Here is a 13,314-nt window from a genome sequence, read left to right as displayed (position 1 = left end):
CCCGAGGGCTCGCCCTTCGCCGGCGCACAACAAAACGCCCCACCGGTCCGACAAGCGGGCCGATGGGGCGCTTGGGCCGGCGGGATCAGGCCGGAACTTTGCGGCCGGCAGCGGTGTACAGCGCGTAAAGAAGGTTGGTTTCTCCGGCCACGCCCTTCCCGGCGATATCGAAGGCGGTGCCGTGATGAACCGTCAGGATGGGAAACGGTGCCCCCGCCAGCAGGTTGAACAGGGTTCCGAACTCGGCCAGCTTGATGCAGGCATTGCCGTGGTCGTGATACATCGAGATGATGACGTCGAATTCCCCGGCCTTCATGTTGAGGAAGACCGTGTCGCCCGGGTAGGGCCCGAGGGCGGCGATCCCCTCGGCGCGGGCGTCCTCGATGGCGGGAATGATCTGTTCGATCTCTTCGCGGCCCATCAGGCCGCCTTCCCCGCAATGCGGATTGAGGCCGGCGACGCCGATGCGCGGCCGCTCGTAGCCGATCGCCTTCATCCCCTTGTGCGTCAGCTGGATAACGCGAAGCACGGCTTGGCGCGAACACAGCCGCGGAACCTCGCTCAGCGGCACATGGGTAGTCACCCGCGTCAGGTTGTAGACCTTGCCCAGGGTGATCAGGATGGTGTCGTCGCAGCCGGCCATGGCGTTGGCCGTCTCGCGGAAGCCGGCAAACTTGTAGCCGCCGGCATTCTGGGCCTGCTTGCTGGCCGGTCCCTGGACCACCGCTCGCACGGCCCCCTTCCTGGCGCAACCGATGGCGGTTTCCAGGCATTTGCCGCTGAAGGCGCCGGTAATGGCGCTGCCCTCACCCACCTTGAAGTCTGCCATCGACAGCGAGCCGACATCGACGACGTCGACGGTTCCCGCTTCGCCCCGGGCTTCGCCTGGGTCAGAGATGGCGCGGATCTGCAACGTGACGCCCGCCACCGCGCGGTTGGCTTCCAACACCTTCACGTTGCCGAAAACGACGGGGATGGAAAAGTCGTAGAGTTCGCGATGGGTCAGCGCCTTCAGGGCGATTTCTGGCCCGATCCCGGCCGGATCGCCGATGGTGACGGCGACCCGTGGACGTTCAGCGGTCATGATGCTCCCCCTCTTTCTCCGGCTACCAGCGGCTGACCGTGTAGATTGGCGCGAGGTCGCGGAGTTGCTCGGCCGAGCGATGCGGATTGAAGATGCCGCAGGCACAGGGTTTGGCCAACTCGACGCTGGCATCCCACAACGACCGCCGGCCGGTTTTCACCTTGCGGATCGCCTGGCGCACCAGGTGGGGCGACACCACGGCGTGGCCGCACATGGTTGTGAACTGGCGGATGTCGGGCGGCGGCAGCAGGTCGGTGCGGCCGTGGACGCCAAGGGACAGGTTGATGGTATGGGGATCGAGGCCGGCCTCGGCGGTGATTTCGCGCACCTTGTCGATCATGCCGCTGACCATGATGGAGATGCCGAGATCGGCCTTCTTCATCTGGATCAGCAGGTTCTTGACCTTCTCGCGGCTGTTGAACGTGGCATAGGCGCGCGCACTGTCGGCGTCCTTCTTGATGGCCTCGAGCATCTCTTCCGGCGTGACCTTGCTGTAGAGGTTCTCGCGCAGCGACGTCGACGAGCAGTTGGAAGCATCGTTGCCGTAAAAGATTTCGAACAGCTTGCTGACTTTCGGCCCCGATCCGACGTTGTTGAAGCCGCGGGCCGGATAGATGAACACGCAGAAATCGCGTTCGAGTTTCTCGAGGTCACCCTCGCGGTGCAGACTGTGTGTCATGGCATTGTCCTATTTCGAGGGTCGTCCGAGGCCCATGTTGATCTTGGCGTTCGGCCGCCACGGCAGGCCCTCGGCTTTCAGAAGATCCAGTACGCGCTGCTGAATGGTCAGGTTCGGCCCCAAGGTCGAGAAGATGTCGAGGGTGAAGACCGAATCGAGCTCCTTCGCCACCTCCTTGGCCGTGCGCAGCACCAGCGCCGCCTTTTCGAACGGCACCGACATCTCGATGATCGCCGACAGCACCCTCTCGTCCAGCAGTTCGGGCTTGAGGTCGCCGGTTTCGGGGTTGGCATACATCGAATGGATCGGGTTGCATTCCTCGATCTCGGTAATGCCGGCCTTGGCGAGCGCGCGCGAAATCTTCTGGACGTCGTGCAGGTTCATGCCCAGCGTCGGCCGCCCCACTTCGATGGCGATGCCCACCTCGTCTGGACCCACCCTGTTGGTCACGTCGTTGGTCTTGGACTCTTCGGTGCCGCGGCCGGAAATACCGGTTGCCTTGTGGGTGGCGGCGGGATCGCTGAAGAATTTGCGCAAAGCCCGTGGATACTCGAACACCAGCGGGTGCTCGTACAGGGCGTCGACCGGGCAGATATGAACGCGCAGGCAGGTCCCGCACTCGACGCATGCCACCTGATCGACGACACTTTTGAGTCCCTGGTAGCCGATGGCGCCTTCCGGGCAATAGGGCTGGCAGCGCCCGCACCCGACGCAGACTTCTTCATGGATCAACATGGTGTGCTCTCTTTCACGGCGAAATTTCTGGCCCGTTGGGATTGCCCCAGCCGCGTCCATGCGGACGGCCGGAAGGCCCGGGTGCGCGGCGCCAGAAGGTCGGCAACGCGCTGCGAAATGTCTTCGGCATTGGCCATGGTGAAATGCAACGGCCCGGCGCCGGCGATGTCGCCAACCAGGGCGCCGCCGACGATTCGGCGGTCATCCAGGAAGAATTCCCGCCAGATGCCCTCGCCCGGCCCCGGCCGCGCTTCGACCGAGGAACCGACCCCGGGACCGCCCAGGATCATCAGCGGCACGCCCGAGATGTTCTGGGCGTTGACCCGCGTCGTGCGCTTGAGCGGCCGCGGGCTGGCACTGAACGCATTGGTCCCGGCCAGCTTGCCCTGGGCCACCGCCTGCGGCCATGTCCAGGGATGGGCGCGGGCACCGTCCGGCGTCTGGATGGCGACGGCATCGCCGATGGCGAAGATGGCGGGGTCGACAGTCTGCAGAGTGGTTGACACCACCAGCTCGCCGTCCCGCATCAAGTCGGTGTCGCGGATGAAACCGACATCCGGCGTCGAACCGATGCCGACCAGGAAGGTGCCGCATGGCACCCACTCGCCGGTGGCCAGCCTGACCGCACTGACGGCGCCCTTTTTATCGGCCTTGAACTTGTCAATCGTCGTGCCGGTGCAGACCCTGATTCCCATGTTCTCCAGGTGGCGCTGCAACGGCCGGGCGGTGTTGGCCGAAAGCACGGTCGGCAGGATGTGGGCCTCGCGTTCGACCAGCGTGACCGTAAACCCGGCCAACCGCAGGAAGACCGAGGTTTTGGACCCCACCAGACCGCCGCCGAGGACGACGATGTCCCGGTGGTTGGGTAGCCACGCCTTGATCTCGCGGGCGACGCCCAGGCTGCGGACGGGAAACACCCCGTCCGGCGTGACCGAGCGCTCGAAAACCGGGGGCACCACCGGCCGGCCTCCTGGCGCCAGGATCAGGCATTGGTATCCCAGCGTTTTTCCGTTCTCCAGGACCAGGCGCTTGGCCTGGCGATCGAGCGATCGCACCTTGACGCCCAGGCGAACGTCGAGGGCCGCATCCTCGCCAAGCCGCCAGAAGAACAGCTTTTCCTCCGGCAACTTGCCGGCCATGAACATGGGAAGAAGAGTACGGTAGTAGCCGACCTCGGGCTCTTGATCGACCAGCACGACCCGCTTCCCGGGATATCGTGCCCGGCAGGCGAGGGCCGCGTTGAAGCCTGCGGCGCCTCCCCCGACAACCACCAGATCGAAAGTGACCTCGTGCATGACGTTTCCTTTTCGCGCTGAATTCCGTCTTCGCGGTCTTAGCGCTTGATGAACCAGGCACGGACCTCGTCGGCTGTTGCCGGATGATCGAAGTGGGTAAAGGAGCCGCCACAGGATTCGACGGCGGCCGCCAGAGCATCCCGGGTCCCGCTGCTTCCCCAGAGCGGCAACGGCACCGCCACGCAGACGCGTGCACCCAGGGCCGCCGCGCCCAATGCCGACGCCAGATCGCGGGCGCCGCCCAGGCCGGTGAAGCCGATGCCGCGCAGCCTGGACAGGCCCCCCGCGGCCACAGCCGCGTCGAGAGCATCCAGCGCCCCGCGGGCGCCGTCGAGCACGCGGGCCTGAACGCCGGCATTGCCGCCGGCGAAGCCGCGTTTTGCCATCCACAGGGCAGCGTCCCCCCAGGTTGCCACCTTGCATTTGGCCGCAGCCAGCGCCGGCGGCAACTCGGTCGGCAGCCACCCGAGGGACGACTGCAACGTATCGACGCCGCCGATGACGGCGAGGCTCGCCTTCTTGTCCGCCTTCAGTTCGGCCGCCAGCGTCTCGGCCGAGATCACCTCTCCGTCGCCAACGACGGCCGGATCGTCCTTGAGGACCTTTTCGCCTTTTGCCTTGGCTTTGACGGCGGCGGTCACGATGGCCTTGGCATCGGCCTCGGCCGCAGAGAAGGCCGGAATGCCCAGTTGGGCGCAGAGTGCCGGCACCGCGGCGCCGGCCACCGGGCCGCAGACCACCGCATCGACGGCGCCCGAGGCGATCACCAGTTCGGCCTCGCCGAAGGTGCAGGCCATGGGCAGCAGCGCCTTGCCGCCGATCCAGCTTCCCAGGGAAACCACGCGAACGGCGGCCTTGGAAGCCTTGGCCGTGGCGACGAGACCGTCAACGAAATCCGGAGCCGCCTGGCCGCAGACGGCAACGGTGGCCGCCTTGCCGGCCAACACCCCATAGCCGACCGAGAAGGGAGCCGGCTTCTTCGCCGCCCGCGATGGACGGACGCCGGCAAGACCGAGGGTCAGCAGGCCGAGTCGCAGGGCACGGCGAACCAAGGCCGGCGCCCCTTCGGCCGGGCGGGCCAGCGCCGCCACACCGGCAAAAATCTCGGCCGACGACAGATCGCCGCCGCCCAACTTCTTCAATGCCGCAGCTGCCGGCTTGGCAAGGGCGGCCGGCCATGCCGGCCCCACCGAACCGCCGGTCTTGCCGGACAGATTCACCGCTTCCAGCGCGCCATTGACGCAAAGGCGCAGCAGCAACGCCGCCGCCATGCCGTCGCGCTCCAGGCCGCAGAGGCCCTTGGTGGCGCCGCGGCCGAACGGATCGATGCGGCACGGCCCTTGCAAACAGCCGTACGGGCAACTCAGGCCGGTGCGCAGGAAACCGTCCTGCGGCTGCTGCTTTTCATAGCGTTCCCAGTTGAGGTCGATGCCGCGCCGCGCCGCCGAGCGCAGCAGGTCCTGGCTGATCGGGTCCACCGTCTTGATGTGAATGCTTTCCATGACTTCTATCCGCCCAATGAGTTTGTTGTTATTCCGCGAGGTCGAGAACCACGGCGCCGCCCTTGCCGGCGACGGCGGCGGCAACCGAGGCTGCGGCACGCCGCCTTTCGGCAAAGACTTCTCCGAGATCGTCGACATCGACGACTTCCAGCGCCCGCGTCGGACAGACATCGACGCAGGTCGACGATTCCATGTGCATGCAGCGATCGCACTTGAGCGCCATCTTGCGCTCCGCCCACGGATAGATGACGCCGTAGGGGCAGAACATCACGCAGGTCCAGCAGCCGATGCAGCGGTCGTCCTTGACCCAGACCATGCCGGTTTCCTCGTCGCGCGTAAGCGCTCCGGTCAGGCAGGCGTCGAGGCAGGGCGCATCGAGGCAATGGCGGCACTGAAGCGGCACCGAAATGCCGTTCCCCCCTTCGACGCGCACCCGCGCCTGGGGCAGCGGCGTTTCCTGGACCGCCTTCAGCAGGGTCTTGCCTTCGCTTCCCCGTTCGGTTGCACAGAACAGCTCACAGGTCTTGCACCCCGTGCAGCGGTCCACGTGCACTGCGATAACCTTCATGGATGTTTTCCTTCACTCGGATGTTTTCTTCTTAGACGACGTCTTCTTCTTCGCTCCAGTCCACCGACGCCCGCGCCCGTTCCTCGGCCGGCAGGTCCATGGCCCGAAGCGTGCGATTGATCCCCGCCATGCTGTGCGTGCGCATGACGCGCGCAATGCGGGACGAATTGCCGCCCTTCAACTCGTCGACGATGAGGCGGTGCTCGTCGCAGGAGGCCCGCCGGTTGGCGTCCTCGTTGAGACCGCGGCGGCGGAACACATGCAGTTCCTTGTTGAGGCCCTCATACAAACGGACCAGCCGGCGATAGCCGGTGAAGCGCATCAGCGCGGCATGAAATTCCAGATTGCGGGCATAATAGACATCGGGGGCCTGGCGAGCGGACGCCGCCTCCATGTCCTCGATCAGCCGGGAAAGCTGGGCGATCTGATCGTTGGTGATGCGCTGGGCCAGAATACGCCCGGCAAAGGCGAACAGCGCCGCCCGGATCTGATAGATCTCCAGCGCATCCTCGAAGGCCAGTTTCTTGACGAAGACGCCACGGTTGACGATGAAGTCGACCAGCCCGGCTTCTTCCAGCCGGCGGCATGCCTCGCGCACCGGACCGCGGCTGACGCCATATTTCTCGGCGATCGCGGTTTCGTTGATGCGTTCCCCCGGCTCCATCTCGCCGTTGAGGATGGCGTGTTCCAGGCTCTCGAAGACGACGCTCGAAAGCGACTGCGTGCGCAGGATCTTCAGACTCTGCTCCGGGGCCTGCGTTACCGACGATATTGATCGAATTGTGCTCATGGAATCCTTCACCTGAGGGTCAAAAATTGACCCATCTTCCCCAATCTGTCAACTGTTAACGATCTGCTATTTTGACGGCAAACTCCCACGATGCGGAAAACCTCGACGCGGGCGCGCAGAATTCCCAAACGGCACGCGTACATCGCCGCAGTCCTTGATTCTCGGCCAATCTTGGCGCGATTCCGTGTCGCCACAATGATTGTAAGGCTATTGCGGCGGTTTTCCAGTACCTATGGGTCGTCGCATGCAAAGTGCGGGGACGCGCCAAGCCAAGCCCACCGTGAGACTCCACCTCCGCAAAAATCGTTGACAATCAACTATTGACAGACTCCCCCGGCGGTTGGCAAGATTTCGGGAAAAATTATGACCAACAGGGGGACGGTTTGCCTGCCCTTTCAGCCGACGCCACGATGCAGACTCGCTCCGCTCCGCTTTCATGAAGCGGGACGGCTTTTGGCGCGGCATGGCGGTAAGAATGCCCGGGACGACAACATAGGCACGGAATTCGACAGCGTCTTAGCTTAACTCTGCTTAACAAGGAGGACGTAAGATGACGGAACGGAGTCTTCACAAACATCGCCTGACGCGGCGCGCCTGCGTGGTTGGCGCTTCCATGGCTCTCGCCGTGGGCCTGGTGGCCGGCCCCGTGCAGGCGCAAGAGAAGTTTCCCAGCAAGCCGATCCAGGTCGTCACCCATGCGGGTGCCGGTGGCGGCACCGACGTTTCGGTCCGCATGATGCTGCTGCAAGCCCGCAGCGCGCTGAAGCAGGACCTCGTGGTGCTCAGCAAGACGGGCGGAAATGGCGCTGTGTCGATCAATTTCCTGGAAAGCCAGCCCGCCGACGGCTACACCATTCTGGCGATCACGCCGAGCCACTTGGCGACCATCGCCCAGGGCAAGGTGAAGGTTAAGTTCGAAGACCTCGTCGGCATTGCGCGCATGACCGACGATCCCCAGTACCTGATGATCAAAAAGGGCAAGTACGCCTCGGCCAAGGCCATGATCGAAGCCGCCCAGAAAGGCAAGCTCAAGGTTGCCGGCACCCAGGTCGGCGGTGTCGACCACATCGCCATCGCCTCCTTCGCCAAGAAGGTTAAGGGCGGCTTCCAGTTCGACTACGTTCCCTACAAGGGCGGCGCCCATATCGCCACCGCGTTGATCGGCGGCGACGTCGACGTCGGCGTGGTAAACTATTCGGAAGCCGAGGCTCAGGTTCAGGCCGGCGAGATCGAGCCCATCCTGTCGCTGACCATGAAGCGCAAGGACATCACCCCGAACACCGCAGCCGCGGGCGAGTTGGGCATCCCGGTCAAGATGTCGACGGTGCGCGGCGTCGTCGCCCTCAAGGGCACCCCGCAGGATCGGGTGGACGTGCTGGAAAAGGCCCTGATGGGCAGCATGAAGGACAGCGTCTTCCAGACCTACCTGAAGAGCGTTGGCCTGGGCCCGGACAGCGTGGTCGGCGCCAAGGAATGGCAAGCGCAGATGAAGGACCTCTACGAAGAGACCCAGGCCCAGCTGAAGGAATTGGGCTTCATCAAGTAGCGCGCCCCTTCCGCAACCCTATTGAATAAGAAGCATCTCATGAGCGATCAACAACCTCTGTCGAACGCTCCCGCCAAAGGGGCAGGGCCGGAAATTCCGGCCCGCCCCCGGCTGCGGGGCGACGACAAGGTGGCCGTCACGGTCATCGTCCTTTCGGCCATCTTCTTCTGGATCACCACTACTTTCGACGAGGTCCCTTCGGCGTTGACCCAGGGCGTGCCTCCCGAATCGTATCCGCAATTGCTGCTGGGAACCCTCATTTTCCTCGCCGTCGTCCTCGTCTTCGAGAGCCGTACGCGAACAGAAAAATCCAAGAAGCCCATCAAGCCGATAGTCTACTACACTGGGGCGATCCTCGTGGTAGCGGCGTTGTCCATCAACTGGCTCGGAATCTTCGGCGGCATGGTCATTGCCTGCGCTGCAATTCCCCTTCTTTGGGGTGACCGCCGCTACAAGGCTGTCGGCACCTTCGTCGTCGTCCTCCCCATTGCGATATACGAGCTGTTCCACGGTGTCCTGGAGGTTCAGTTCCCCCTCGGCATCTTCAAAGACATGTTCTGAGGACGACGGCACGATGGAAAACCTTCTTCATGGAATGGCGATCCTCACGGATCCCTTCTCCCTCTTTGTCATCTTCGCCGGGACCCTTGGCGGAGTCATGATCGGCGCCCTGCCGGGCCTGAGCTCCACCATGGCGGTAGCCCTGCTGCTGCCGTTCACGGTTTCCATGGATGTCATCCCCGCCATTGCCATGCTGTCGGCGCTTTACTGCGCTGGCACCTACGGCGGAGCAATTACCGCCATCCTCATCAATTCACCCGGCACCCCTGCGGCGTGCGCCACCTCGTTCGATGGCTATCCGATGGCCGAACAGGGACAGGCTGGCCGAGCGCTGGGTATGGCGGTATGGAGCAGCTTTGTCGGCGGGACCTTCAGCGTCTTCGCCCTGTTGTTGGCGGCGCCGGCTCTGGCTCGCTTGGCCTACAACTTTGGAGCGCCGGAGTATTTCGCGCTGGCCCTCTTCGGCATGTCCATGCTGGCGGCCATCAGCGGCGAATCGGCGGTCAAGAACCTGATCGGCGGTGCATTCGGACTGCTGATCGCCACCGTCGGCGTCGATTTCACCACCGGCGTCGAACGTTTTACCTTCGGTTTTCCGGAACTCCTTGACGGCATCGACTTCATCCCGGTGATGATCGGCATCTTTGGCATTTCCGAACTGCTGACCCAGGCCAACGTTCTTGACCGGGTATATCGACGTCTGGCCGCCGAGGCGGTGAAGTTACCCTCGCTCGAGGACTTCCGCAAAGTGTGGAAGACGATGATCCGATCCAGCTTCATCGGCACCTTCATCGGCGTCCTGCCGGCCGAAGGCGGCACCGTAGCCTCCATGATCGGTTACAACGAAGCGAAGCGTTGGTCGAAGGAACCCGAAAAATTCGGTCACGGCGCCATCGAAGGCGTCGCCGGGCCGGAAACGGCCAACAACGCGGCCACCGGCGGTGCCATGGTGCCCACACTGGCCCTTGGCATCCCGGGCAGCGCCACCACCGCCGTCATCATGGGGGCATTGATGGTGCATGGCCTGCGTCCGGGCCCGCATCTGTTCATCGAACAGCCACATTTCCTGTACGCCATCTTCACCGCCATGATGGTCGCCAACTTCCTGTTCCTCGGCATCGGCATCGTGGGCGCCAAGCTGTTTGCCCGCATCACGCTGATCCCCAACACCTTCCTGTGGCCAGCTGTCTTCGTGCTGGCCATGGTCGGCGCCTATTCGCTGGAACAGAACGTCGTCGACATCTACGTCATGCTGGCGTTCGGCCTGATCGGCTACGTCGGGCGACGGCACGGATTCTCGCCGGCCCCCATTATCATGGGCTTGGTGCTGGGTGAATTGATGGAGAACACCTTGAAGCAGTCGCTGATCATCTTCGATCACAACTGGCTACGCTTCTTCGAGCGGCCGATCGTCGACGTGTTCTTCGTGCTGACGATCATCGGCCTGTTCAGCCCGCTGCTATTCAAGATGTTCCAAAGCAGAAAGTAGTCAGTCTGTCACGTGACCTGACGGGGAGGGACGCGATGTCCCTCCCTTTTTTTGCCTATGCGTCGCTTTTGTCGACTTCCGGCAAGGCGCCGAGCAGGCGTTCCTTGCCGGTGTTGGCGTGTTCCGCGAAGACCTGGGCGGCCCCTTGGGCATCACGCGCTTTCAGCGCCGCGATCATCTTGCGGTGCTCGGCGGCCGACCGGTCGAGGCCGATGCCGACGTGCAGGCTGCGGCGGCGGAACAGATAGAGCTCCTTGTCGATGGCCGCGCACATGGCGATCAGGCGCTCGTTGCCGGTGAACCGCAGAATGGTGTCGTGGAATTCGACATTCAGCGGATAGTAGGCTTCGACATCCCCCGCAGCCGCCATCTTCTCCATGCGCTTCACCATGTCCTTGAGGGTGTCCAGTTGATCGGCGGTGATGTCGACCGCCAGAATGCGCCCGGCCAGCGCGGACAGGGACGCGCGGATGTCGCACAGGTCGGCGGCGTCCTTGGGGTTGAGCTTGCGGACGAAGACCCCGCGGTTGACGATGATCTCGACCAACCCGGCCTGCTCGAGCCGGCGACAGGCCTCGCGGATCGGGCCCCGGCTGACCAGTTGGCTGGCGGCCAAGGCCTTTTCGTTGATGCGCTCGCCCGGCTTCAATTCGCCGGACAGGATCCTCCGTTCGAGTTCCTGCAGCACGATCGTCGTCAGCGAGTGCGTCCGCAGGATTTCGAGGGTCTCGGCGACCTTGGTTCGGATATCGGAATCTTGTTCGCTCATGGCGGGCCGGAATGTGGTTGAAACGCGACTAGTTGTCAACAATTGGCAATCCGTAGGAAGAATCAGGCCAGCACATTCCGCCCCTTCCCGCCGTTAAGCACGTCCAGCAGTTGCTCGACCACGGCCACCGACGTCTGCTCACGGGAATCGATGGTACCGGCGCCGACGTGGGGCGTGCCGACGAACGTGGGAATGCGAAACAGCGGATGATCGACCGCCGGCGGCTCCCGCTCGAAGACATCCAGGGCCGCCCCGAAAAGCGCCCCGGAGGCCAGCGCGTCGTAAAGCGCCGTCTCGTCGACGATGCCACCACGGGCGACACTGACCACGATGGCGGTCGGCTTCATCATGGCCAGTTCACCGCGCCCGATCAGCCCGCGGGTTTCGGCGGTCAGCGGCGCGTGGACCGACAGAAGATCGATCTCCGGCAACAGGTCGGCCAGGGTCTCGGCGCGCCGGCCGGCATCGGCGAGCGCCCCGGCCGGAACGTAGGGATCGTGCCAGACCACGTTCATCGCGAAGGCGCCCCGCCATTTCTCCGCGGTCCGCCGCCCGATGGCGCCCATGCCCAGGATGCCGACCGTCTTGCCCCAGAACCCCTGGGCGCCGCCGGCCCGGCTGCCGTCGAAATCCTCGCGCGCCACCGGCGTACCGGATCGCAGCAGCCGATCGAGCATCGGCACCTGTCTGGCGGCGCACAGCGCGAGCGTCATGGCCATTTCGGCAACCGCCTCGGCGTTGAGGGCCGGCGTGTTCATCACCCGCACGCCGTGAGCGCGCGCCGCCGCCAGATCGATCCTGTCGACGCCGGTTCCCTGTTTGCTGACCGCCTTGAGCCGGACCGCCGCGGCGAAATCCGCCGCCGTGATCGGGGTGTTGCCGCGCAGAATGACGCCGTCCGCCTCGTCGCGCCAACGGCCGATGCCGGGATCGTCCCACAGGACCGTCTCCGCCTGCTGGCGCAGCACGTCGATTCCTTTCGGGTTAATCGCATCCAGCACGAAAACTTTCATGGTTTCTCCGCCCTCGGCCAAGCCCCTTTCCGGAACCGGCACGTTAGAATTATTAAATGTGCATACTGTCGACACTTTGATGTTGACACATTTTGCGGGGAGTTTGTACCCTCTTTGGCATTGGAAAGGGAGACTTGCTTCCCGGCGACGCTCCGAGCCCAGAAATCCTCTCGCCGCCGTTCCCATGGCGAAAGATCCCTGCCGCCCCGACTTGTTCTGTAGAGCATGGAGAGAAGACGATGAAACCGCGGATCGGCGTGCTCCTTGGCGACCCCAACGGGGTCGGTCCCGAACTGGCGGCCAAGCTTCTGGCGGCCGCCGACATTCGGGAGCGCGCCGATATCGTCATCATCGGCGACGAGGGCATTCTGCGAACTGGCGAAGCGGTAGCCGGCTGCCACGTCCCCGTCCGCGTCATCGCGGACCTTGCCGAGGCCGATTTCCCGGGCCGGGAGTTGCCCTTCCTCGACGTTCCCGGAATCGCCCCCGAGGACGTGACGCCGGGCAAAGCCACCAAAGCCGGCGGCCGTTCGTGCGTCGTCGCGCTTAGGGTCGCGCTGGCGCTGGCCAAGCGGGGCGACCTCGACGGGTTCTGCTTCGCGCCGCTCAACAAGTACGCCCTGAAGCTGGGCGGTTGCCCGGTCGCCGACGAACACATCTTCTTCGCCCAAGAACTGGACTTCGACGGTCCCTTCTGCGAGCACAACGTGCTGGAGGGATTGTGGACCACCCGCGTCACTTCCCACATCGCGCTCAAGGACGTCTGCCCCCTCATCACCCCCGGGCGGGTCTTGCGGGCGATACGCCTGGCCCACAACACGCTGGGTGGCGCCGGGATTGCCAGCCCGCGCATCGGGGTCGCCGCGCTCAATCCGCACGCCGGCGACGGCGGCATGTTCGGCCGCGAGGAGATCGACATCATCGCCCCCGCCGTCGGCCAGGCAAAGGCCGCCGGCATCGACGCCCACGGCCCGTTCGCCGCCGACACCATTTTCGTGAAGGCGCGCGATGGACAATTCGACGCCGTGGTCACCATGTATCACGACCAGGGCCAGATCGCGATGAAGCTGATGGGATTCTCGCGGGGCGTCACGGTCAGCGGCGGCCTTCCCGTACCGATCACGACGCCGGCCAGCGGCACCGCCTTCGACATCGTCGGCAAGGGCGTCGCCAACCCCGAAGGACTGCGCCAGGCGTTCCTGCTGGTCTGCCGGATGGCCGAGGTCCGCCGCCAGCAGGCGGCATCCCGCCTCGCCGCCGTCGTCTGATTTTTCACCGAAGCC

The 13,314-nt window shown here is 64.4% G+C and carries 13 protein-coding genes; 4 read left to right on the top strand and 9 right to left on the bottom strand.

Annotated features, from left to right (window positions below; all coding sequences use genetic code 11):
- Positions 1-85 precede the first annotated feature (85 nt).
- Genes ODR01_RS07995 through ODR01_RS07965 form a run of 7 tightly spaced genes read right to left on the bottom strand, consistent with a single transcriptional unit; the run spans position 86 to position 6,653 of the window.
- The gene (locus ODR01_RS07995; protein ID WP_316977110.1) at positions 86-1,084 is read right to left on the bottom strand and encodes a PdxA family dehydrogenase; all 999 of its coding nucleotides are present in this window, start codon (positions 1,082-1,084) and stop codon (positions 86-88) included.
- A 22-nt stretch (positions 1,085-1,106) separates the two neighbouring features.
- On the bottom strand, positions 1,107-1,763 hold the full coding sequence (locus tag ODR01_RS07990) for a hypothetical protein (protein WP_316977109.1): 657 nt from the start codon (positions 1,761-1,763) through the stop codon (positions 1,107-1,109).
- A 9-nt stretch (positions 1,764-1,772) separates the two neighbouring features.
- Positions 1,773-2,498 (bottom strand): 4Fe-4S binding protein, encoded by a 726-nt coding sequence (locus ODR01_RS07985; protein WP_316977108.1) that lies wholly within the window; start codon positions 2,496-2,498, stop codon positions 1,773-1,775.
- Positions 2,492-3,793, bottom strand: coding sequence for an NAD(P)/FAD-dependent oxidoreductase (locus ODR01_RS07980; protein WP_316977107.1), 1,302 nt, complete (start codon positions 3,791-3,793; stop codon positions 2,492-2,494). The genes ODR01_RS07985 and ODR01_RS07980 overlap by 7 nt, the downstream gene beginning before the upstream one ends.
- 38 nt (positions 3,794-3,831) lie before the next feature.
- A complete protein-coding gene (locus ODR01_RS07975; RefSeq protein WP_316977106.1) occupies positions 3,832-5,295 on the bottom strand; it encodes a hypothetical protein in 1,464 nt (487 codons plus the stop codon).
- A 28-nt stretch (positions 5,296-5,323) separates the two neighbouring features.
- Positions 5,324-5,863 carry a 4Fe-4S dicluster domain-containing protein gene (locus ODR01_RS07970; RefSeq protein ID WP_316977105.1) on the bottom strand — a complete coding sequence of 180 codons (540 nt, stop codon included), beginning with the start codon at positions 5,861-5,863 and terminating at the stop codon, positions 5,324-5,326.
- Positions 5,864-5,894: 31 nt separating this feature from the next.
- Positions 5,895-6,653: an FCD domain-containing protein gene (locus ODR01_RS07965; RefSeq protein WP_316977104.1), complete on the bottom strand. Its 759-nt coding sequence runs from the start codon at positions 6,651-6,653 to the stop codon at positions 5,895-5,897.
- 550 nt (positions 6,654-7,203) lie between these two features.
- Between ODR01_RS07965 and ODR01_RS07960 the strand changes: the two genes are divergently transcribed.
- The 3 genes from ODR01_RS07960 to ODR01_RS07950 are packed head-to-tail and all read left to right on the top strand — an operon-like array spanning position 7,204 to position 10,249.
- A complete protein-coding gene (locus tag ODR01_RS07960; protein ID WP_316977103.1) occupies positions 7,204-8,199 on the top strand; it encodes a Bug family tripartite tricarboxylate transporter substrate binding protein in 996 nt (331 codons plus the stop codon).
- A 39-nt stretch (positions 8,200-8,238) separates the two neighbouring features.
- Positions 8,239-8,760, top strand: coding sequence for a tripartite tricarboxylate transporter TctB family protein (locus tag ODR01_RS07955; protein ID WP_316977102.1), 522 nt, complete (start codon positions 8,239-8,241; stop codon positions 8,758-8,760).
- A gap of 34 nt (positions 8,761-8,794) precedes the next feature.
- Positions 8,795-10,249, top strand: a complete 1,455-nt coding sequence (locus ODR01_RS07950) for a tripartite tricarboxylate transporter permease (protein WP_316977101.1) — start codon at positions 8,795-8,797, stop codon at positions 10,247-10,249.
- Positions 10,250-10,304: 55 nt separating this feature from the next.
- Here the strand turns inward: ODR01_RS07950 and ODR01_RS07945 are convergent, their stop codons facing one another.
- Together ODR01_RS07945 and ODR01_RS07940 are read right to left on the bottom strand one after the other, a co-directional pair.
- A complete protein-coding gene (locus ODR01_RS07945) occupies positions 10,305-11,018 on the bottom strand; it encodes an FCD domain-containing protein (protein WP_316977100.1) in 714 nt (237 codons plus the stop codon).
- Positions 11,019-11,080: 62 nt separating this feature from the next.
- A complete protein-coding gene (locus ODR01_RS07940; RefSeq protein ID WP_316977099.1) occupies positions 11,081-12,031 on the bottom strand; it encodes a hydroxyacid dehydrogenase in 951 nt (316 codons plus the stop codon).
- 239 nt (positions 12,032-12,270) lie between these two features.
- Between ODR01_RS07940 and ODR01_RS07935 the strand changes: the two genes are divergently transcribed.
- Positions 12,271-13,299, top strand: coding sequence for a 4-hydroxythreonine-4-phosphate dehydrogenase PdxA (locus tag ODR01_RS07935; RefSeq protein WP_316977098.1), 1,029 nt, complete (start codon positions 12,271-12,273; stop codon positions 13,297-13,299).
- Positions 13,300-13,314: the final 15 nt, after the last annotated feature.

Source organism: Shumkonia mesophila (genome assembly GCF_026163695.1).
Taxonomy (GTDB): Bacteria; Pseudomonadota; Alphaproteobacteria; order Rhodospirillales; family Shumkoniaceae; genus Shumkonia; species Shumkonia mesophila.
The sequence above is the reverse complement of the archived record's forward strand: the minus strand, read 5'-3'. Positions and strand labels throughout refer to the sequence as shown.

Bases quoted from the DNA above. Each gene is read 5' to 3' on its own strand.
- ODR01_RS07940 (WP_316977099.1), bottom strand. From the start codon at position 12,031: ATGAAAGTTTTCGTGCTGGATGCGATTAACCCGAAAGGAATCGACGTG.
- ODR01_RS07965 (WP_316977104.1), bottom strand. From the start codon at position 6,653: ATGAGCACAATTCGATCAATATCGTCGGTAACGCAGGCCCCGGAGCAG.
- ODR01_RS07990 (WP_316977109.1), bottom strand. From the start codon at position 1,763: ATGACACACAGTCTGCACCGCGAGGGTGACCTCGAGAAACTCGAACGC.
- ODR01_RS07980 (WP_316977107.1), bottom strand. From the start codon at position 3,793: ATGCACGAGGTCACTTTCGATCTGGTGGTTGTCGGGGGAGGCGCCGCA.
- ODR01_RS07995 (WP_316977110.1), bottom strand. From the start codon at position 1,084: ATGACCGCTGAACGTCCACGGGTCGCCGTCACCATCGGCGATCCGGCC.
- ODR01_RS07975 (WP_316977106.1), bottom strand. From the start codon at position 5,295: ATGGAAAGCATTCACATCAAGACGGTGGACCCGATCAGCCAGGACCTG.
- ODR01_RS07960 (WP_316977103.1), top strand. From the start codon at position 7,204: ATGACGGAACGGAGTCTTCACAAACATCGCCTGACGCGGCGCGCCTGC.
- ODR01_RS07985 (WP_316977108.1), bottom strand. From the start codon at position 2,498: ATGTTGATCCATGAAGAAGTCTGCGTCGGGTGCGGGCGCTGCCAGCCC.
- ODR01_RS07955 (WP_316977102.1), top strand. From the start codon at position 8,239: ATGAGCGATCAACAACCTCTGTCGAACGCTCCCGCCAAAGGGGCAGGG.
- ODR01_RS07970 (WP_316977105.1), bottom strand. From the start codon at position 5,863: ATGAAGGTTATCGCAGTGCACGTGGACCGCTGCACGGGGTGCAAGACC.
- ODR01_RS07950 (WP_316977101.1), top strand. From the start codon at position 8,795: ATGGCGATCCTCACGGATCCCTTCTCCCTCTTTGTCATCTTCGCCGGG.
- ODR01_RS07935 (WP_316977098.1), top strand. From the start codon at position 12,271: ATGAAACCGCGGATCGGCGTGCTCCTTGGCGACCCCAACGGGGTCGGT.
- ODR01_RS07945 (WP_316977100.1), bottom strand. From the start codon at position 11,018: ATGAGCGAACAAGATTCCGATATCCGAACCAAGGTCGCCGAGACCCTC.